General features: G+C 69.4%; 16 protein-coding genes and 1 pseudogene. 9 read left to right on the forward strand and 8 right to left on the reverse strand.

Translation table 11 applies throughout. From position 1 onward, the window contains the following. Positions 1 to 321 precede the first annotated feature (321 nt). The 5 genes and pseudogenes from ACIRGA_RS37305 to ACIRGA_RS37325 all read right to left on the reverse strand — a co-directional run. Complete coding sequence (locus ACIRGA_RS37305; protein ID WP_400950873.1) at positions 322 to 1,020, reverse strand: hypothetical protein; 699 nt, start codon at positions 1,018 to 1,020, stop codon at positions 322 to 324. Next, positions 1,017 to 2,819: a carbamoyltransferase gene (locus ACIRGA_RS37310; protein ID WP_400950875.1), complete on the reverse strand. Its 1,803-nt coding sequence runs from the start codon at positions 2,817 to 2,819 to the stop codon at positions 1,017 to 1,019. The genes ACIRGA_RS37305 and ACIRGA_RS37310 overlap by 4 nt, the downstream gene beginning before the upstream one ends. 21 nt (positions 2,820 to 2,840) lie before the next feature. Continuing rightward, positions 2,841 to 4,112, reverse strand: a complete 1,272-nt coding sequence (locus tag ACIRGA_RS37315) for a hypothetical protein (RefSeq protein WP_400950878.1) — start codon at positions 4,110 to 4,112, stop codon at positions 2,841 to 2,843. Further along, entirely contained in the window at positions 4,109 to 5,353 is a 1,245-nt protein-coding gene (locus ACIRGA_RS37320) for an ATP-grasp domain-containing protein (protein WP_400950932.1), read from the reverse strand. The genes ACIRGA_RS37315 and ACIRGA_RS37320 overlap by 4 nt, the downstream gene beginning before the upstream one ends. Before the next feature lie 39 nt (positions 5,354 to 5,392). Then, a pseudogene (locus ACIRGA_RS37325) lies at positions 5,393 to 6,343 on the reverse strand (glycosyltransferase family 2 protein); the annotation flags it as partial. Positions 6,344 to 6,665: 322 nt separating this feature from the next. Here ACIRGA_RS37325 and ACIRGA_RS37330 point away from each other — a divergent pair. From ACIRGA_RS37330 to ACIRGA_RS37350, 5 genes are read left to right on the forward strand one after another with little or no spacing between them, the layout of a single operon-like run. Further along, positions 6,666 to 7,391 carry a hypothetical protein gene (locus ACIRGA_RS37330; protein WP_400950881.1) on the forward strand — a complete coding sequence of 242 codons (726 nt, stop codon included), beginning with the start codon at positions 6,666 to 6,668 and terminating at the stop codon, positions 7,389 to 7,391. Continuing rightward, positions 7,388 to 8,425: a GNAT family N-acetyltransferase gene (locus tag ACIRGA_RS37335; RefSeq protein WP_400950884.1), complete on the forward strand. Its 1,038-nt coding sequence runs from the start codon at positions 7,388 to 7,390 to the stop codon at positions 8,423 to 8,425. The genes ACIRGA_RS37330 and ACIRGA_RS37335 overlap by 4 nt, the downstream gene beginning before the upstream one ends. Further along, complete coding sequence (locus ACIRGA_RS37340) at positions 8,419 to 9,522, forward strand: hypothetical protein (protein WP_400950887.1); 1,104 nt, start codon at positions 8,419 to 8,421, stop codon at positions 9,520 to 9,522. The genes ACIRGA_RS37335 and ACIRGA_RS37340 overlap by 7 nt, the downstream gene beginning before the upstream one ends. Further along, positions 9,519 to 10,562, forward strand: coding sequence for a GNAT family N-acetyltransferase (locus tag ACIRGA_RS37345; RefSeq protein WP_400950889.1), 1,044 nt, complete (start codon positions 9,519 to 9,521; stop codon positions 10,560 to 10,562). The genes ACIRGA_RS37340 and ACIRGA_RS37345 overlap by 4 nt, the downstream gene beginning before the upstream one ends. After that, positions 10,556 to 11,578 carry a GNAT family N-acetyltransferase gene (locus ACIRGA_RS37350; RefSeq protein ID WP_400950892.1) on the forward strand — a complete coding sequence of 341 codons (1,023 nt, stop codon included), beginning with the start codon at positions 10,556 to 10,558 and terminating at the stop codon, positions 11,576 to 11,578. The genes ACIRGA_RS37345 and ACIRGA_RS37350 overlap by 7 nt, the downstream gene beginning before the upstream one ends. 99 nt (positions 11,579 to 11,677) lie before the next feature. On the opposite strand, the gene ACIRGA_RS37355 is transcribed toward ACIRGA_RS37350, so the two are convergent. Beyond that, entirely contained in the window at positions 11,678 to 12,352 is a 675-nt protein-coding gene (locus tag ACIRGA_RS37355; protein ID WP_400950895.1) for a TetR/AcrR family transcriptional regulator, read from the reverse strand. A 113-nt stretch (positions 12,353 to 12,465) separates the two neighbouring features. Here ACIRGA_RS37355 and ACIRGA_RS37360 point away from each other — a divergent pair, with 113 nt between their 5' ends. Genes ACIRGA_RS37360 through ACIRGA_RS37370 form a run of 3 tightly spaced genes read left to right on the forward strand, consistent with a single transcriptional unit; the run spans position 12,466 to position 14,984 of the window. After that, the gene (locus ACIRGA_RS37360; protein ID WP_400950898.1) at positions 12,466 to 12,906 is read left to right on the forward strand and encodes an SgcJ/EcaC family oxidoreductase; all 441 of its coding nucleotides are present in this window, start codon (positions 12,466 to 12,468) and stop codon (positions 12,904 to 12,906) included. Positions 12,907 to 12,937: 31 nt separating this feature from the next. Further along, positions 12,938 to 13,738 (forward strand): siderophore-interacting protein, encoded by an 801-nt coding sequence (locus ACIRGA_RS37365; RefSeq protein WP_400950900.1) that lies wholly within the window; start codon positions 12,938 to 12,940, stop codon positions 13,736 to 13,738. 10 nt (positions 13,739 to 13,748) lie between these two features. Further along, a complete protein-coding gene (locus tag ACIRGA_RS37370) occupies positions 13,749 to 14,984 on the forward strand; it encodes a serine hydrolase domain-containing protein (RefSeq protein WP_400950903.1) in 1,236 nt (411 codons plus the stop codon). A gap of 15 nt (positions 14,985 to 14,999) precedes the next feature. Here the strand turns inward: ACIRGA_RS37370 and ACIRGA_RS37375 are convergent, their stop codons facing one another. Next, positions 15,000 to 16,463 (reverse strand): alpha/beta hydrolase, encoded by a 1,464-nt coding sequence (locus ACIRGA_RS37375; protein WP_400950905.1) that lies wholly within the window; start codon positions 16,461 to 16,463, stop codon positions 15,000 to 15,002. A 174-nt stretch (positions 16,464 to 16,637) separates the two neighbouring features. On the opposite strand from ACIRGA_RS37375, the gene ACIRGA_RS37380 reads away from it, so the two are divergent. Further along, complete coding sequence (locus ACIRGA_RS37380; RefSeq protein ID WP_400950907.1) at positions 16,638 to 18,128, forward strand: FAD-dependent monooxygenase; 1,491 nt, start codon at positions 16,638 to 16,640, stop codon at positions 18,126 to 18,128. Between the two features lie 61 nt (positions 18,129 to 18,189). Here ACIRGA_RS37380 and ACIRGA_RS37385 read toward each other — a convergent pair whose 3' ends face one another. Continuing rightward, on the reverse strand, positions 18,190 to 19,179 hold the full coding sequence (locus ACIRGA_RS37385; RefSeq protein ID WP_400950910.1) for a TIGR03842 family LLM class F420-dependent oxidoreductase: 990 nt from the start codon (positions 19,177 to 19,179) through the stop codon (positions 18,190 to 18,192). Positions 19,180 to 19,185: the final 6 nt, after the last annotated feature.

Below are 19,185 nucleotides of genomic sequence, written 5' to 3' on the forward strand. Positions count from 1 at the left end.
GGTGTTTTCAACATACCCCGCCTTCCCCGGGTTTTTTTTGTGGGGGTGTCGGGTGTTTTCTGGTTTGGCCTGGGGCCCCCCGGGGGGGGGGGGGGGGGGTTTTTTTTGACACCCCCCCCCCCCCCCCCCCACGACCCACCCGCACCGACCATGCCACGTTTGACTTACCCCTCAAAATAACCCTCTTTGCCACTCACGACCGCTCCGTGAGCGCCTCGCCGGAGGCCGCGAGCCAGGAAATCCGTGAAGGCCTCCTTCCCTACCTTGAGAGCAGGGAAGGAGGCCTTCACGGACACGCAACCTGGAAAGTAACCCAGTGCATCAGGTCGAAGCGAGCCCGAGCGCCCGGTCCACCCATCGGCCCACCGGCAGCGCCACCACGATCGCCGCCAGCACCAGGTGCACCAGCATGAACACCACCGCGACCGGGACGCTCGGCGGCCCGCCGAGGAACACGATCATGTGCGACGCCCACTTGAGCTCGGTCGGTTTCGTCCCGGCGGACCAGACGTCGTTGAGCGCCCAGAATGTCAGGTCGTTCGCGCCCGAGATCACCACGAGGATCGACGCGACACCGGCCTTGAGCACGTTCGCCGTCCGGCCGCCGCCCAGCCGGTACGCCATCAGTCCGAACAGGACGATGAACGTCACGATGAACAGCTCGAACTGGTACACCGGCTGGAAGGCGTCCTCGTCGGTGGCGGCGTTCCTGGCGAACGCCTGGACCCGCATGATCAGCTCGGTGTCCAAATAGGACATGTAGACGAACACCGCGAGCACGATGAGCGCGGGCCCCGCCTTGGTGCGCGGGAAGAGTGCCACCGTGGCGACCGCGAAGACGAACGGGCACAGCTTGAACGCCCAGTCCACGACGTTGTCCAGCGTCTGATCCGGCGGCAGGATCACCATGATCAGCAGCGTGGTCACCACGGCCGGGACGGCGGCCACCAGCCACAACCATTTGCGCCGCCGGTAAAGCGCGGGAATCCATCCGTCCGTCTCGGGCAACGTGGCGGTCACAGGTCGTCCTTCTCTGCCCAGAACGGCCCGAGGGCGAGGGCGTCGACATCGGTCTTCAAGTAGCAGGCCACCGCGTCGGCCGGGCTGGCGACGATCGGTTCGTTGTTGTCGTTGAACGAGGTGTTGACCACCATCGGCACGCCGGTGATCTTCTCGAACTCGCTGATCATCCGGTAGTACAGCGGATTGTCGGACTCGCTCACCGTCTGCACGCGGGCGGTCCCGTCGACGTGGGTGATGGCCGGGACCTCGTCGCGTTTGTCCGGCAGGACATCGAACACCAGCAGCATCACCGGCGACGGGTAGTCGCTGACGAACCAGTCGCCCGCGCGTTCGGCCAGGCACGACGGCGCGAACGGCCGGAACGCCTCGCGGTGCTTGACCTTCTCGTTCATCCGCGTCTTCGAGTCGGGGTCGCGCGGGTCGGCCACCAGCGAGCGGTTGCCGAGCGCGCGCGGCCCGCATTCCATCCGGCCCTGCACCCAGCCGATGATCTTGCCCTCGGAGATCTTCTTCGCCGTGTGCGCGGCGATGTCGTCGACCTTGGTGTAGCGGACCCCGGCGTCCTGCAGCGCCAGTTCCATCTCCGCCTCGGTGTAGTCCGGGCCGGTGTAGGTGTAGCCGTCGCGGGGACGGGGCTTGCCGTACTTGCCGACCGACACCTCCAGCGCCGAACCGAGCGCGCAGCCGTCGTCGGCGGCCGCGGGCTGGGCGAAGAAGTCCTCGAACGGGGTTTCCAGCAGGATCCGCCCGTTCATCACGCTGTTCAGCGCGACACCACCCGCGACGCACAGCCGCTTCGACCCGGTCTCCCGCTGCAGCCAGCGTGCGATGTGCAGCCCGGCTTCCTCCAGGGTGACCTGCAGTGCGTAGGCGATGTCGCAGTAGTGCTGCGGCACCGGGTTCTCCGCGGTGACCCGGGTCTTCGGCCTCGCCGGGCCGAAGAGGTCGGTGAACTTCTTCGACATCACGTGCTTGCCGGTGCGGTGGTGGCCGAAGAAGCTCAGTTCGAGCTCGTACCCACCGTCGTCGTCGAGGTGGATCAGCTGCTTGAACGCGTCGACGTAGGTGTCGTTGCCGAGCGGCGCGAGCCCCATGATCTTGCCTTCGTCACGGGTGGGGTAGAAGCCCAGATAGCCGGTGACGCCGGCGTACATCGCGCCGAGTGAGTGCGGGAACTTGATCCGCCGGATGTCGATGATCCGGTTTCCCTTGCCGTGCCCCAGATAGGTCGCGGTGCCGTCGCTGCCGATGCCGTCGAAGGTGAGCACCGCAGACTCTTCCCACGGCGAGATGAAGTATCCGCTGGCGGCGTGCGCCTTGTGGTGGTCGATCAGATGCGTCTTGAACTTCGTCGGACCGGTCCAGCCCACGGCCTCCTTCACATCGCGTTCGAGGGTGTAGGACCGTTTGAGGTGCGCGAGCACCGCGCCACCGACGTGGTAGTCGTCGACGCCTTTACCGCCACCGGTCTTGAACGTCTCCACCATGCCCGCCGACGAGCCGCCTTCGTCGCCGTTCTGGTTGCGGAACACCTCCAGCGTGCCCGGGAAGTACTTCGCGAACACCTTCGCCGCGTGGATGCCCTCACGCCAGCGCTGCCAGTAGTAGGCGACGTGGTCGACGTCGGCGAGCGTGATCCCGCCGCGCTCCAGGCAGAACTTGATCGCCTCCGCGGGGAAGTCCCCGTCGTGCTTCTTCCTGGTGAAGCGTTCTTCTTCGGCGAAAGCGATGATCTCGCCGTCGCGCACGAGCGCGGCCGCCGAGTCGTGGACCCTGCTGATTCCCAGTACGTACATGTTCCTTCTCCAGTGCGACGTTCAGAGTTCGGGGTGGTGGCGGCGCAGCAGCCGCCGGAGGACGGCCGCCCGCGTGCCGATGGCGAAGACGAGGGCGGCGAATCCGCCGACCGGCCCCATCGCCGGGACGAGCGCGGCGGCGGCCAGCGGGGTGGCGGCCAGCCCGGCGATCGAGGCCGACGCGGTGAGCGTGAGGACCTTGCTGTTGGTGTTCTCGATCAGGAAGCCCGCGTAGAGCCGGACGGCGAACAGCACCGTTTCGACCAGGACGAAGACCCCGAGGACCACGTACGCGCCGGCGGTGCCTTCGGCGGTCAGCGTCGCGTGGGCCGCCGGGATCACGAGAGCGATCCCCACCAGGACGAGGAACGCGAGCGCGCCGCGTTCGACCAGCTTCAGCAAGGCGACCGCGCGGACCCGGCCCGCGGCCGCCCCGCTGCCGCGCAGCCGGGCCGAAATCGACGGCTGATGCACCCGGAGCTGATAGAACAGCAGCGAACAGAACGCGCTGCTGGCCAGCAAGGCGACGTAGAACGGTCCACTATCGACGGTCCGCCCGGCCAGGGCCAGCACACCGAATACCGTCGACGTCGCGAGGACGTCCAGTACTTCGGTCATCCCGAGCAGCACAGTGGTCCGGCCGAAGGCGGGCAGGAGCCGGTGCCCGTCGATCCTTTCCACCCGCAGCCACTTCTTCGGCAGCAGCGCCGCGGAGGTGCCGAGGATGAGCAGGATCCCGCCGAGCAACAGGACGAGATGCGTCAACGGTGACCAGCGGACGAACCAGGTGCCCACCGTCACGGCGCCGACCACCAGCGCGCCCGCGGTGAACGCCAGCGCGTCCAAAGTGGACTTCCCGGTGAACCGGTGCAGGCCCGAGACGGTCATCAGCAGGCCACCGGAGATCGACCAGCCCGCGGCCGTCAGGTACAGCGCGGCGTCCGAATGCGGCGCGACGATCAGCGCGACCGTCATGGCCGCCAGGACCACGAGTACCGGGACGACGGCGACCCGGACGACCAGGCCCGCGACCGCGTCCCGCGTCATCCGCAGGCGCGGCAGGCATTTCAGCGCCGACTTCTCCGCCGCCGACGGCACGAAGTTGAGCCACGTCATCAGCCCGAGCGCGGTGGCGAACCGGCCGTAGTCGTGTGCTCCCCACGCGGTGACCAGCACCAGGCCCATCGCCTGGATCGCCAGCCTGAACACGCCACGTCCGGCGAGCAGCCGGAGCACCACCGACGGCGTCGGTGCCGTGATCGACGAGGTGCCGGTGAGCGAAGTGCCGGTCAAGGGAGCGGTACCGCCGAACCCTGCTCGTCGAGCAGGAACTTCAGGGTGCCGCGCAATTCGTCCTCCGCCGCCAGCACTTCGGGCACGGTCGGCGCCGAAAGCACGGCGTAGCCCATCTTGTAGCCGGCCTGCTCGTACGGTTTGACGAAAGAGTCCTCCTCCGCGAACAGTTCGAGGTTCTGCACGGTGGGCATGGCACGGACCTCGTCGGTGCCTTCGATGCGCACGATCCGGCCGCCGCGGTCGGAGGCGAGGATGTGGATGAGCGTCGGCCTCGGGTCGCGCGGGGAGAGCACGACCTCGCCGCCGGTCGCGGCGGCGATCCCCGCGGCGATCAGGTCGACGCCGGTGCTGTGCTCGATCGCCTCGGCCAGGCCGTTCCCGCCCATCCGGGCGCCCATCTCGATCAGGTAGAACTTCCCGTCGCGGCCGAGGACGGCGTCGAGGGTGAGCGGCCCGGTGCGGTAACCGAGTTCGGCGCACAACGCGGCCAGCATCACCGGGAGCGCGCGGTCGACCACCGGCGGCAGTCCCGCGGGCAGCAGATGGGACGCCGTCACGAAGAACGGCGGCGGGGTCAGCGTGCGCCGGGTGACCGCGTGGAACACGATCCGGCCGTCGACCGCCAGCGCTTCGATCGTGTAGTGGGAGCCGTCGAGGTGTTCCTCGACGACCAGCTTGCCGGACGGTGAAAACGCCAGCGAGTCCGAGAAGGCGGTGGTCAGGCCGCCGGGACTCGCGCATGAGACGACCCCGCGGCTCCCGGAGGAGTCGACCGGTTTCACCAGCGTCGGGAACCGCAGCTGCTGCGCGGCGAGTGCCAGATCCGGACCGGGCTTCCCGCCGACGCTGCGGTAGGTCGGCAGACGCAGCCGGTCGCAGAGTTCGCGGAAGACGGACTTGTCGACGGAAGCGGCGACGGCGGCTTCGGGCAGCGGGTCCGGCAGGTTCCAGTGGCGGGTGAGCCAGGCGAGCGCGGGCAGCCCGACGTCGCTGGCCGGGCAGAGCACCCCGGCGATGTCGTCGCGTCCGTCGAGCGCCGCCGCGATCTGTTCCGGCGCGCGGACGCTGACCTGGACGAACTCGTCGGCCAGCGCCACCGCGGGGGCGCTCGCGCGGACGTCCACGCAGATGGTGCGAAAACCGAGCTCCCGTGCCCGGTGATACGTGCTGACCGAACCGTCGGCGCCGCCCAGGATCACCAGGCTTCGTACCGCCGCCGTGTCTTCGGTGTTCTTCACTCCCGCTTGCCTTTCCCCAGGATGGATCTCGGCGATGGCCGAGGCGTAGAGCCGGTCGTCCTCGTCGACCGGGAAGCTGGCTTCCCTGATGTAGAACTGCCGTGGCCGCGGCTGTCCCGCGCCGACCACGACCAGGTAGCGGACGGACAACGCGAGCACGGGCAGCAGCACGGCGAACAGGAGGAACGTCAGTGCCGACGCGGCGGCCTGCCCGAGAAGGCCGGTCGCGGCCGCGATCCCGGCGAGTACCGAGATCCCGGCGGCCAGCACCGCCGTGGTCGAAGCCACCGTCGTGAGCCGCTTGGTGAAGCCGACGAACAGCTCGATGGCGTGCGAGGAAAGGAAACCGAAGCCCACTTTGGACTCACCGCGTTCGCGGGCCCGGTGTGCCACCTGGACGGTGGTGTAGCGGCTGGTCAGCCTCGGTACGGTGGCGAGGAAATACGGGGTGCCCAGCCGGAGATCGACGATCTTGCGCGCGAGCTCCGTGCGCACCAGGCGGAACGCCGTCGCGCCCGGCGGGATTTCGATGCGCAGGACGCGACGGCCGAGGAAATGGAAGGCGGCGGTGCCCCAGCGTCTTGCCAAGGGGTCTTGCCTATTGGTGCGGACACCGAAAACGGCGTCGTTGCCCGCCTCGGCGGCGGTGATCAATTTTCCCGCTTCGGCGGCGGGGAACTGCTGGTCGGCGTCGATGTGCAGGAGCCAGGGTTTCCCCGCGTACCGATAGCCGGCGGAAAAGGCCGCTTCGAACCCGAAGTTCCGGGTGAAGGACAGGTACCGCACCCGCGGGTCGGTATGCGCGAGCGCCCGGATGACATCCAGTGTCCCGTCGGTGCTCCCATCGTCCACGTAGAGCAATTCGAGTGGGAGATTCCCCAACTCGGCGACGATCTCCTGGTAAGAGGGTTCGACGTTGTCGACTTCGTTGAAGCACGGGACGACTACGGTGAGTCCACTTTCCCTGGGACCGGGGATCGACCAGCTCATCTGTCGATTCCCTGCGGTGCGTGCGCTATTGTGTTCGTAGCGTCACCCGTTGTGTTTTCACGGTTCATGAGTCCCCTTGGCCCCAGGTGTCCGGCAGGTCGTGCCGGCTCGAAAGTTCCCGTGTTATAGGCAGACTCGCTTTGTTCTCGCCAGCACATGCCGAAAGTTCGTCCTTTCAGCTCAGTCGAAAAGGTGGGAAGTCGGCCGAAAACCGGATGAACCCGGCGCGGGGTATTCCCAAACCGGCGCCGATGGCGCAGGCTTGCGCGCCATGTGGACAGTGGGGGTGAGTGCTGCCTGGCGTGCTGCCTATCGGCGGTCCGTGCGGTCGGCCTTCGCGACGGTGCCGTTCTACCGGGAACGCTGGGCACTGGACGGCAGAACGGATCCCGTGCTGGTGCCCGGTCGCACCGGGACGGATTCGGGTGCCGCGCCGCTGGCCGAGGCGGTGCGCAAGATCGTCGACCTGGTGCCGCTCGCCGGTGGCGCGCAACGGATCGAGCCGAGCCGGGGCCTGGGGCCCGTGCTGCGTAAGGCCCGCTCGCTGAGCGGGGACGCGCTGGTCGTCGTGCTCGGCGGGGACGGGGTCCGGCCGCCGGTCGACCTGCCGCGCGGGGTTCGTTGCTGTGTGGTGGATCCCGACGTCCCGGCGCCGAGTGTGCTGGCGGAACTGTCCGCCGCGCTTCGCCGCGGCCGTCGCGTGCTCGCGGTCGGCGACGACAAGCAGTTGGCCGTGTTCGCCGCGGCACTGCCCGAAGACCGTGCGTACCGGGTCGAATCCGTACCGCGACGGGAACTGGACACAATGGACTCCGGCCCGTACGGAGTGCTCCACGATCCGGCGCTGGGTTATCTGGGCGCGATCGAAGAATGCGGCCGCTGGCACCTCGACTGGCCCCGTGTCTACGCGCGTCCGACGACGGGCGGTCTCGCGTTCACGTTGCTGCGCCAGGATTCCCCGCGGTTCGTGGACGTACTCCCGGCTGGCGGGGTCCGCGGCGAGATCGCGCCGTGCCCGCGACACGGGACGCCGGTCGTACTCACGTGAAGACAGGTTTCCACGATCCCCGCACCGATCCCGTTCCCGTCGGCTGGCCGGAGTTCTTCCGCGCCGCCCGCCTGCATCCGGTGTGGGACTACGACGTGATGGGACTCGACGCCTGGACCTCGCGGAACCCGCCGGTGCTCGCCACCGTCACGGACGGTGCCGGGATCGTCGCGGCGTTTTCGGTGCTGGTGTGCCGCCCGCGGCTGCGGTACCGCTTCGCGCCGACACCGGGGCACCGGTTGCTGCGCCCGTTCTGGGCCGAGGTGTGCCAGCCCTGGCTGAGCGGTTACCCGGGGGTCGCGTTCGCGCCGGGGATCACCGCCGCCGACCGTCGCCCGCTGATCCGGGAGTTCGAACGGTCCGTGCGCCGGCGGCTCGGCCCCGGCCTGCTCGGAGTGCTGTACCGGGCGCTGGGTCACGATTTCGCGCAGGACCTCCAGGGCCGCGGGCGGCTGGTGAAGGCCGTCGATTCGGTGGCGGTACTGGAAAACCGCTTCGCTTCGGAAGACGAATGGATCGCGTCGCTGCCCAAGTCGCGGCGGGGTGGGCTGCGACGGCAGCGGCGCAGGCTCGCCGACGACCCCGGTGTGGTGGTCGCGGGTGGTGCGGGGCGGCAAGACGTCGACAGCGCCGAGGTCGCGGCCCTCATCCAGGGACATCGTGACCGGCACGGCAAGCTCGCGCTCGACACCAGGACTCCGCCCTCCGCGGCGTTCCTGCACCGGTTCCTCCGCCGTCCGGACGTGCATACGCTGACCTACACCGGCGCGGACGGCAGGCTGCTCGCGGTGAACACCTTGCTCGATCACCCGGACAGCCCGGCGAAACAGCATTGGGGCACCTTGCCGGTGGACGAAGGCGGGCGGCAGGGACTGCTGTTCGACTCCTACATCCACGCCATGCGCTACGTCACGCGGCGCGGGGTCAAGGAGCTCACCGCCGGGCGCGGACTGCCCGAACTCAAGGCCACGCTGGGCTTCCGGGCGCGCCCGGTGTACTCCGCGGCCGTGCCGAGACCGGTACTGGGATGGTGACGATGAAGGTGGCGGCGAGGAGCACCGCGTTCGAGGTCGAGGTGCTCGATCCGAGGAGCGCGGCCGAGCCCGCGGGCTGGCGGGAATTCCTGCACCGGGCGAGGCTGCTGCCGGTCTGGGAGTACGAGGTCCTGCGCCGGGAAGCCTGGCTGGCGAAGAACCCGGCGGTACTCGCGGTGCTCCGCAGGAACGAGCAGGTCGTCGGCGCCTTCACCGTGATGGTGTGCCGAAGCTGGCGGGCGGACGACTTCGCGCCGCTGTCCGTCCTCGGTGGACGGTTCCGGCCGCGCTGGGCCGAGGCCTATCTGTGGCAGCTCAGCGGTTATCCCGCCGGGGTGCTTGACGACCGGCTCGACGAGGCCGAGCGGCGGGAAGTGGTCCGCCTGTTCGAGCGGGCGCTCTGCGCACACGTCGGCCCTGGGCTGCTGGGCGTGATCTACCGCGCGATGAACCCGGAACTCCTCCCGGCGTTGGACGGCCGGGGCCGGATGTCCCGGGAGATCGATCCGGCCGCCGTGCTGCCCAACGACTATTCCACTGTGGACGACTGGGAACGGACCCTCGGCGACGAGAGCCGGAAGACGCTGCGCGACCTGCGCGAGGACGGGGACCTGCACACCGAGGCGGCTCCCGCCCGGCGCGACCTGGACTGCCACGAACTCGCCGTCCTGCTCAACGCCCACCGCGCCAGGCAGGACGAACGGGCCTGGGCCGGTGGGCAGCGGTCGCGGTTCGGCGGGCTGCACATGGACACGCGGAGCCCGATCGCACCGTCCTATCTGGACGCTCTGGTGCGCCGCCCGGACGTCATCACCCGCACCTACCGTGACGGATCCGGACGGCTGCTGGGATTCGGCACGCTGTTCGACGCATGGGGCGAATGCGTGCTGCACCAGTGGGCCGCGCTGCCGAGCGCGAGCGGCGGCCGTCCCGGACTCTATGTCGACTTCTACGCCAGGGGAGTGGAGCACATGGTCACGCACGGGCGCCGCGAACTGACGGCCGGCCGGGCGATGCTCGAGAACAAGACCGCCCTCGGCTTCGGTACCAGGCCCCTGGTGTCGGTCGCCGTGCCGAGACCGGTGCTGGGCCGATGACCTGGGACGTGCGGGTGCTCGACCCGCGAACCGATCCCGAACCCGAGGGCTGGGCCGCGTTCCTCGCCGCCCAGCAGGCGCCGGTCCCGTGGGACTACGGGCTGCTGCGGGTGGAATCGCGGTTCTCCCGCAGCCCCAACGTCTTGACTGTGATCCGTGAGGGTGGAGAGATCGTCGCCGCGGTACTGGCGATGCTGTGCGCCCCGCTCGCCTCGGACCGTCCCGGCGCCGTGCGCGGTCCGGCGCGGCTCGCACCACGCTGGGCCGAGGTGCAGCACGCGTGGCTTTCCGGATATCCGCCGTGGTTGTTCGCGGACGCGGTCGACGCCGCCGACCGCCGGGAGATCATGCGCCGGTTCGAGCGGGCCGTCTGCCGCTTCACCGGTCCCGGCTGCCTCGGCGTCTTTTACCGCACCGTGGAGGCGGAATCGCTCGGCATGCTGTCCGGACGGGGCAGGCGCGTCTGCGACACGATGCCGACGTCGGTGCTGGAGAACCGGTTCGTCGATGTCGAAGGGTGGCTGGCGTCCCTGCGCCGGAGCAGGCGGCTGAGCCTGCGCGGCCAGTCGAGGAAGATCGCCGCCGACCCGGACGTGATCGTCCGCACCGAGGCCGCCCGCACCGACCTCGACGCACTGGAACTGGCCATCCTGCTGCGTGAGCATCGCCGACGGATGGGACCGGTGAAGTTCGACCTGCGCGGCCCGGTCACCGCCGAATACCTCGCCGAACTCTTGCGCAGACCGGACGTGATCACCTCGACCTACCACGACGCCGATGGCAGGCTGCTCGCCTTTTCCACCGTGCTCGATCACCCGGTGGCGCCACTGCACCAGCATTGGGCCGCGGTCGCACCGGAGGAAGGACGGCCGAAGCACCTTTACTTCGACGTCGTCATCCGTAACGTGCGCTACATGATCGAGGGCAACCGGAAGTCCCTCTCGATGGGCCGGGGGCTGACCGACCTCAAGGCGTCGCTCGGTTTCCAGCCGGTCCCGCTGCTCGGGGTCATCGTGCCGAGGCCGGTGACGCGATGGTGATCGAGGTGCTGGACCCCCGGCACGATCCGGAGCCCGCGTACTGGAAACCGTTGCGGGCCAAGGCCGGACTGCGCGCGGACTGGAGCTGGGAGGTGCTCACCATCCAGGCGTGGGCGGCGCGTACCGCGCAACCGGTCACGGTTCTGCTCGAGAACGGGGAACCGCGGGGCGTGGTCAGTTCCGCGTGGGTCACCGGGCTGACGCGGCGGCACCGGTTCGCCCGCCCGGCGGGGCGTGGCCGGTTCGGCGGGCTCGACGTCCGCTCACCCGGTTCGGGCGCGATGCCGGGCTGGTGGTTCGACGGCGAGGACGACGACGGTGGCGTCGGCAGGCTGCTGGACACCTTCGTCCCGGCCATGCGCGCGGAACTCGGCTTCGGCCTGCGCGGGCTGCTGGTGCGCCAGGTCGGTGAGTCCGGAGTGGACAGTGTGCGCGGCGGGCCGAAGATGGTGCGCCGGACCGAGGACGTCGCCGTCCTCGACGTCACACCGTTCTCGAACCGGGACGACTGGGTGAACTCGCTGGCCAAGAAACGCAAATACAACCTGCGCAAGATCTTCCGCACCTTCGAAGCCGATCCGTCGATCGAGGCGCGGGTCGTGCGCGGTATCGACGCCGATCCGGTCGAGGTCGCGGAATTGCTGCGGCACAACGAATCCAAACACCACGATGTGCCGATCGTGCCGCTCCCGGCGTTCGTGGGCTACTGGAGCGCGCTGCTGCGGCAGCCCGACGTGCACCTCATCTGCTATCGGGAGACCGCCACGGGCCGGGTGATCGCCATGACGACCCTGCTCGATCACCCGACCCTGCCGATCGTCCGCAACTGGGCGGCGCTCCCGCCGGAGCTGGGCGGGCGGACCAACCTGTACTTCCACTTCTACGGCGAAGTGGTGCGCTGGGCGTTGGAGACCGGGCGGCCACAGGTGATGTTCGGCAAGAAGATGTCCGAGACGAAGGCGTCGCTGGGGGCACATCTGGTGCCGCAGTACGCGGCCGCCGTCGCGCTGCTCTGAGCTTGTCCGCCCGACCGCCCGGATTTTCGGGGAGTGCTCCCAATGTGGCATTGGGGACAGTGAGTGACCCCAATGCCACATTGGGAGCACCTTGCCCTGTCACGAGGTGCTGGATGCCAGGCCGCGCAGGAAAAGATCGATGGCGAACTCGAACCGTTCCTGCGCGGTCTCCGCGGTGAAGTACTCGCCCGCGCCCAGCAGGTTCGGGAAGGCGCCGGGCGGGAACGACGTCATGTACTCGACCATCCGCTTGCCCCGTTCCTCCTGCTCGGCCAAGTCGATGTCGCCGTGCTGCCAGCCGGCGCCTTCGTAGGCGAAAGCCTTGGCGTAGAGCCATAACGCGTCCGCGGCGAACAGTGCCCGTTTGAGGTCGAGGCCGCCCGCGCGCAGGACCGCGAGCATGGCTTCGGCCTGCTGCAAGGCGTTCGCGCCGACCGGGACGGGGATGGTCCACGCGATCTTGGCGATCCCGGGGAACGACGTCAGTGCGCGCACGTTCTCGCGAAGCAGCTCTTTCGCCTGCTCGACCCACCGTTCCGGATCGGGTTCGGGGAACGGGCCGAAGGCGAGCACGTGGTCGACCATCAGCTCGTGGAGCTCTTCCTTGTTCGCGACGTGGGCGTAGAGCGACGCCGGGCCGGTCTCCAGAGCCTGGGCCACGCGCCGCATGCTCACCGCCTCCAGCCCCTCGGCGGCGAGGAGGTCCAGTGCCGTTTTCACCACGAGCTCCTGGGACAGCACGGGTTTCTCGGCGCGACGCCGGGGCCTGCTCACTTCGTTCGCCTCCTGATCCGGGGTTTCGCCGAGGACTCTACTTGACGCGAACGCTGTTCGCCTGTAGAACGGTGTTCGTAAAACGAACAGCGTTCGTCTAACTGGAGGAAGTCATGACCGAACGACAGAGCGCGGTGCTGGCCGTGCTGAGCGAGCTCGCCGACGCGTGGAACGACGGCGACGCGGCCGCGTACGCCTCGCACTTCACCGAAGACGCCGACTACGTGACCTTCTTCGGGATGAACATGCCCGGCCGGACGGCGATCGAAAGCGCGCATCGGTCCTTGTTCGAGGGGCCGCTCAAGGGATCGAAACTGGTCGCGGGGAGCGGGGAGCCCAAGGTACGGTTCGTCCGGCCGGACGTCGCGATCGTCGTGTCCGGTGGCGGGTCGTCGCTCTCGGGTGGACAGCCCGAGCCGGGCCGGGAATCGACGCTGACGTACGTGCTTGTCGAGGAGTCCGGCGGCTGGCGCGTCGCGTCCTTCCAGAACACCCGGGTGAGCGACCCGGCCGCGGGCGCCCGGCCCGGCGGCGAGAGGCGTACGCTCGGTTAGGTTCACCTAACCCCAGGGAAAGGAATCGTGGATGGCCGAGGCGCGGAGAGCGGTATCGGCGACCCGGTTGCGGGTGCTGCGCACCGAGCGGATCACCCCGCATATGGTCCGGATCGTCGCCGGGGGCGAAGGGATCGCCTCGTTCCAGCCCAACGAATTCACCGACGCCTACGTCAAGGTGCACTTCCGGGTGCCCGGCGTCACCTATCCCGAGCCGTTCGACCTGGCGCGCGTCCGCGAAGAACTGCCGCGCGAGCAGTGGCCGCGGATGCGCTCCTACACCGTCCGGGCCTTCGACCCGAACCTCGGCGAACTGGTGCTCGATTTCGTCCACCACGGTGACGAGGGCGTCGCCGGGCCGTGGGCCGCCGCCGCGAAACCCGGCGACGAGCTGCTGATCTCCGGGCCCGGCGGGGCGTACGCGCCGGGCGAGGAGGCGGACTGGCATCTGCTCGCCGGGGATGAGAGTGCCCTGCCGGCGATCGCCGCTTCGCTCGAGGCGATGCCGGCGGGTGTTCCCGTGCACGCGTTCATCCTCGTGGAAGACGCCGCCGAAGAGCAGTCGCTGACCACCAAGGGCGACGCGCGGATCACCTGGCTGCACCGGAGCCGCGGCGACGATCTCGCGGCCGCGGTCCGCGGGCTCGACTGGCCCGAAGGTGTCGTGCAGGCGTTCGTCCACGGCGAGGCCGGGTTCGTCCGTGACCTGCGGCGTCATCTGCTGGACGACCGCGGCATGCGGCGCGACCTGCTGTCGATCTCCGGATACTGGCGGATCGGGAAGACCGACGAGGCGTGGCGACTGGAGAAACAGGCCGAGCGGAACGCGTAGCCTCGGCGGCATGATCGAGCTGAAGGTGGACGTCGACCCGGCCGAGGTGGGTTTCGACGCGGAGCGGCTGCGCCGGATCGACAAGCACTTCGACGGATACCTGGAGCGAAAGCGGCTTCCCGGGTACCTGGCCGTGGTGGCCAGGAACGGGAAGGTCGCGCATCTCGCGGCGAACGGGCAGCGCGACATCGAGGCCGGGCTGCCGGTCGAGACCGACACGATCTGGCGTGTCTACTCGATGACCAAGCCGGTCACGTCGGTCGCCGCGATGATGCTCGTCGAAGCGGGCCTCATCGACCTCAAGGACCCGATCTCGCGCTGGCTGCCGGAGTTCTCGGAGCCGCGCGTCTTCGCCGCGGGTTCGTCGGTGAAGCCGGCGACCGTGCCCGCGGCCGAGCCGATCCGCGTCTGGCATCTGCTCACCCACACCGCGGGGCTGACCTACGGCTTCCACCGCACGCATCCGGTGGACGCGCTCTACCGGGAGGCGGGGTTCGACTTCGGCGCCGCGCCCGGTCTCGACCTGGCAGGCGTTTCCGAAGCGGTCGCGCGGCTGCCGTTGCTGTTCCAGCCGGGTTCGGAGTGGAACTATTCGGTCGCGACGGACATCCTCGGCAGGCTCATCGAGGTCGTCTCCGGGCAATCCCTCGACGCCTTCTTCGCCGAGCGGATCTTCACGCCCCTCGGCATGCACGAGACGGGTTTCCAGGCCGACCCCGGCGCTCTCGACCGGCTGGCCGCGCTGTACGTGCCACACCCGGGCACCAAGGAGCCGTTCCGTCACGACGAGCTGGGCCAGGTCGGCCGCGTCGCGCCGTCGTGCTTCTCGGGCGGCGGCGGGCTGGTCTCGACGGCGGGTGATTTCCACCGGTTCGCGCAGATGCTGGTGCGCGGCGGCGAACTCGACGGCGTCCGGCTGCTCGGTCCGCGCACGGTCCGGCTCATGGCGACCAACCACCTGCCCGGCGGGGTGGACATGGAGACCTGCGGACGGACCGGGTTCTCCGAGGCGCCGTACGACGGTTTCGGCTTCGGGCTGGGCTTTTCCGTGCTCGACGACCCGGTGAAGGCGAAGACTCTCGCCAGCGCCGGGGAATTCGCCTGGGGTGGCGCGGCGAGCACCGCGTTCTGGGTCGATCCGGACGAGGACATCACGGTCTTGTTCTTCACCCAGTTGCTGCCGTCGTCGACCTATCCGATCCGCGTCGAATTGAGGAACCTGGTGTATCAAGCCTTGCTCGACTGAGGACACCGCCCGGGCCTACCTGGCGTCGAACGGCGCGTGATCCGGGGCGCAGACGGTGCCGCGAGCCGGAAGGCGTCCGTGGGTCAGGTACGCGTCGAGAGCCGCGTCGACACAGGCGCTGCGGTTCGCGGCACCGTGGCCCCAGGCGTCCAGCGTCAGGAGCCGCGCGTTGCCGAGGATGCGTTCGGTCCGCTCCGCCCCCGCGTACGGGGTTTCGGGGTCGCCCTTGCCGTTGGCCAGCAACAGGATCGGCGCGGTCGGCCGGTTCCACGGCCCGGTGTACCGCGCCGGATCGGAGGCGGGCCAGAAGGCGCACGGCAGGGAGAGATACGCGTCGTACGAACCGAAACCGCGGCTTTCCCGGTCGCTCGCCTTGGCCGCGCGAGGCCAGGCGGCCGGGTCACGCGGGTTCGTGGTGTCCGCGCAGACCGTCCCGCCGCCGCCCAGCGCGGAATCGAACGGCGTCGCGATGGCCTTCGCCGCGACGGGTTTCGTCGCTGACTGGAGGAATTCCGCCAGCGCGGAGGAGTTGGCCTCGTCGGTCAGCGCGTGGTGGGTACGCCGGATGACGTCCTGATAGGTGACCGCGCCCGGTGCGGCTTCGAGCCGGTCGAGGAGCGCGTCGTACTTGGCCCGCAAGTCCGTGCCCGGCTCGCGGAACGCGCACCGGACATCGGCCGCGCAGGTGTCGAGGAACGCCTGCAGCGCGCGGTCCGCGTCCCGGAAACCGCCGAGCCTGGTGCTGAACGGGACGTTGGCGTCCTCCGGACGGTGCCCGGTGGACCAGGCGATCGGATCGTCGACGGCGTCCAGTGCCAAGGCGCCGACGCGATGCGGGAACAGGTTGGCGTACACCTCGCCGAGATACGTGCCGTAGGAAAGCCCGTAGTAGCGCAGACGGGGCTCGCCGACGGCTTCGCGCAGCCTGTCGAGGTCCCTGGCGACGTTCGCGGTGGACAGGTGACCCAGCAGCGGCCCCGCGTTGCGGCCGCACGAGGCGACGACCTCGCGAACGTCGGCGAAATGCCGGGTCTCCTGCTCGGTGCTGATCGGGAAAGTGCCCAGAACCCGTTTGAGCGGCTCGGTTTCCGCGTCGGAGGTGAAGCACCGGACCGGCGTGCTGGCGCCGACACCGCGCGGGTCGAAGCCGACGATGTCGAACTGCCGGTGCAGGGACGGAGTCTGGAACTTGCTGAAGCGGCCGGGATTCCCGGGGCCGCCGGGGTTCGTGAAGAGGGTGCCGCGTTTGTGCTTCCCGTCCGTCGCCGGGAGACGGCCGAGCGCCAGGGTGATCCGCGGTCCGCCAGGGTCCTGATAGGACAACGGGACCTCGATCTCGGCGCAGTCGTAGCCCGGTGGCGAGCCGGACGGGCAGGGACCCCAGGCGAGGCCTTTCGGCGCGGCCGAAACCGCGGGCGTGATCGTGAGAGCGGCGAGTGCGGAGAGGGCGAGCGCGGCGGCGACGCGAATTCTGGTCACCCGGCCAGCGTCTCGCCTCGCGGGCGCGCGATCCCTGGTGCCTGTACCCGGAAAAGTGGTGGGGCGTGCCCCTCCATGTTCAACATATAGCGCACCCAGGGGCTTGCGGCAAGACCCCGGTGGTGCCGCAGAATCCTCGGCCGTAGCGAGAACAGGCCGAACAGGAGTGAAGATTTGACGGACGTCGACGTGATCATCGTGGGTGCCGGCCCGACCGGTCTGATGCTGGCCGCCGAACTGCGGCTGGCCGGTGCGCGCCCGCTGGTCTTGGAACGGCGGCCGGAACAGGGGAAGACTCCGAAGGCCCACGGCCTCAGCGGGCAGATCCTGGACCTGCTGCACTATCGCGGCCTGCTGGAGCGGGTGCGGGGGCTCGTCACCGACCCCGTCCCGCCGCACCGGTTCCCGTTCGGTGGGGTGCACGTGGACCTCACCCGGTTCGAAGAGACGCCCCTGAAGGCGCTTTCGGTACGGCAGCAGTCGTTGGAGCGGCTGCTGGAGGAGCACGCCCTCGAGCTCGGCGCGGAAGTGCGTCGCGGGCACGAGGTCGCTGGGGTTCGCCAGGACGACGAGTCGGTGACCGCCGAGGTGCGCGGCCCGGACGGGTCGTACGAGGTCACCGCCCCGTACCTGGTGGGCTGCGACGGCGGCCGCAGTCCCGTCCGTGCAATGGCCGGGATCGGCTTCCCGGGCACCACTTATCCCGAGGTCAACCGGATCGGGCAGGTCAAGATCCCCGAGGGGCTGACCGTGCACGACAACGGCGACCTCGAAACGCCGGAGCTGGGCCGGATCAAGGCGGGCTTCACCCGCACCGACAGCGGCGTGTTCGCGCTCGGTTCGCTGACGCCGGGGATCCTGTTCATCCAGACCACGGAGGACGATCCCGGCGAGGTCGACGACGACGTGCCGATGACCCTGGCCGAACTCGGGGACAGCATCCGCCGCGTGCTCGGCGGCGACGTTCCGCTGGGCGACCCGGTGCGGCTTTCGCGCTACCAGTTCTCCGCCCGCCAGGCCGAGCGTTACCGCGAAGGCCGGATCCTGCTGGCGGGCGACGCCGCCCATCTGCTGCCCTCCACCGGCACGGCGATCAACGTCGGCATGTCCGACTCGGTCAACCTCGCCTGGAAGCTGGCCGCCGAGCTCCAGGGCCGGGCGCCGGAAGGGCTGCTGGACACCTATCACGCGGAACGGCACGCCGCCGGTGCGCGGGCGTTGCTGCAGTCCCAGGCGCAGGTCGCGTTGCGGCGCGGGCACGACGAAGCCGCCGAAGCGCTCCGGGCGGTCTTCCAGGAACTGCTGGACGACGAGCAGGCCGCGCGACGCCTGGCGTCCCACGTCGCCGGGACCGACACGCGCTACCCGATGCCGGGTTCCGAACACGCGCTCGCCGGCACGTTCGCCCCGGATCTCGCGCTACAGACCGATCAGGGCGCGACCAGCGTCGCCGAACTGCTGCGGATGGCGCGGCCGGTGCTGCTCGACCTCGCGGGTCGACCCGACCTGCGTGAACTCGCGCAACGCCGGGCCGACGTCCACACCGCGAAGGCCGAGGACCGGCCCGCCGACGCCCTCCTGATCCGCCCGGACGGCTACATCGCCTGGGCGGGCGACGACGCCGAGGGCCTGCGCGAGGCGCTCGCCGCCTGGTTCGGCGCCTGACCCCACGCATTTCGTCCTCTGAATGCGGTAAGAACGCATTCAGAGGACGAAATGCGGGTAGTCAGCGGTTGATGACCTCGGAGCCGTACCGCTTCAGGGTTTCCTTGCGCTGGTCGTGCATCAGGTACAGCGAGAACTGGTCGACACCGAGCGAAGCCAGCTCCTCCAGGCGGTCCACGTGCGCCGACGACGGCCCGAGCAGGCAGAACCGGTCGACGATCTCGTCCGGGACGAAGTCGGTCGACGGATTCCCCGCCCGCCCGTGGTGCGAGTAGTCGTAACCCTGCCGCTCGCGGATGTAGTCGGTCAGCTCGTGCGGCACCGGCCCGGAATCGCCGTATCGTGCCACGAGATCCGCGACGTGGTTGCCGACCATCCCGCCGAACCAACGCAACTGTTCGCGCTGATGCGCCAGATCGTCGCCGACGTACGCCGGGGCGGCGAGGCAGATCGTGATCCCGGCTGGATCCCGCCCCGCCGCGCGGGCGGCCTCGCGGACGGAACCGATGGTCCACCGGGCGATCGCGGGATCGGCACACTGGAGGATGAAGCCGTCAGCGTGTTCGCCGACGGTCTTCAACGCCTTCGGCCCGTAGCCTGCCATCCACATCTCAAGCCTGCCGTTGCGGATCCAGGGGATCTGCACCGGCTTGTCCCGCAACAGGACTTCGCGTCCTTCGGCCAGCTCTTTGACCACGTGCATGCACTCGCGCACGGTGGCCAAAGTGGACGGTGGCATACCGACCACCCGGTGCGCCGAGTCGCCGCGGCCGATCCCGCACACCGTCCGGTTGCCGTACATGTCGTTGAGCGTGGCGAAGGTCGACGCCATCACCGACCAGTCCCGGGTGGCCGGGCTGGTCACCATCGGCCCCACGATCATCGACGACGTCGCCGCGAGGATCTGCGAGTAGATGACGAACGGCTCCTGCCACAGCACGCACGAGTCGAAGGTCCAGCCGTAGCGGAACCCCTGGTCCTCGGCGGCCTTCATCAGCCGTACGAGGTCGCGCGCGGGCGGGTCGGTCTGGAGAACTATCCCGAAGTCCACGGCCAC

This window comes from Amycolatopsis sp. NPDC102389, assembly GCF_044765885.1.
Classification (GTDB): domain Bacteria; phylum Actinomycetota; class Actinomycetes; order Mycobacteriales; family Pseudonocardiaceae; genus Amycolatopsis.

Coding starts and splice junctions, on each gene's coding strand:
- ACIRGA_RS37340 (WP_400950887.1), top strand. CDS start 8,419: ATGGTGACGATGAAGGTGGCGGCGAGGAGCACCGCGTTCGAGGTCGAG.
- ACIRGA_RS37350 (WP_400950892.1), top strand. CDS start 10,556: ATGGTGATCGAGGTGCTGGACCCCCGGCACGATCCGGAGCCCGCGTAC.
- ACIRGA_RS37365 (WP_400950900.1), top strand. CDS start 12,938: ATGGCCGAGGCGCGGAGAGCGGTATCGGCGACCCGGTTGCGGGTGCTG.
- ACIRGA_RS37345 (WP_400950889.1), top strand. CDS start 9,519: ATGACCTGGGACGTGCGGGTGCTCGACCCGCGAACCGATCCCGAACCC.
- ACIRGA_RS37310 (WP_400950875.1), bottom strand. CDS start 2,819: ATGTACGTACTGGGAATCAGCAGGGTCCACGACTCGGCGGCCGCGCTC.
- ACIRGA_RS37370 (WP_400950903.1), top strand. CDS start 13,749: ATGATCGAGCTGAAGGTGGACGTCGACCCGGCCGAGGTGGGTTTCGAC.
- ACIRGA_RS37360 (WP_400950898.1), top strand. CDS start 12,466: ATGACCGAACGACAGAGCGCGGTGCTGGCCGTGCTGAGCGAGCTCGCC.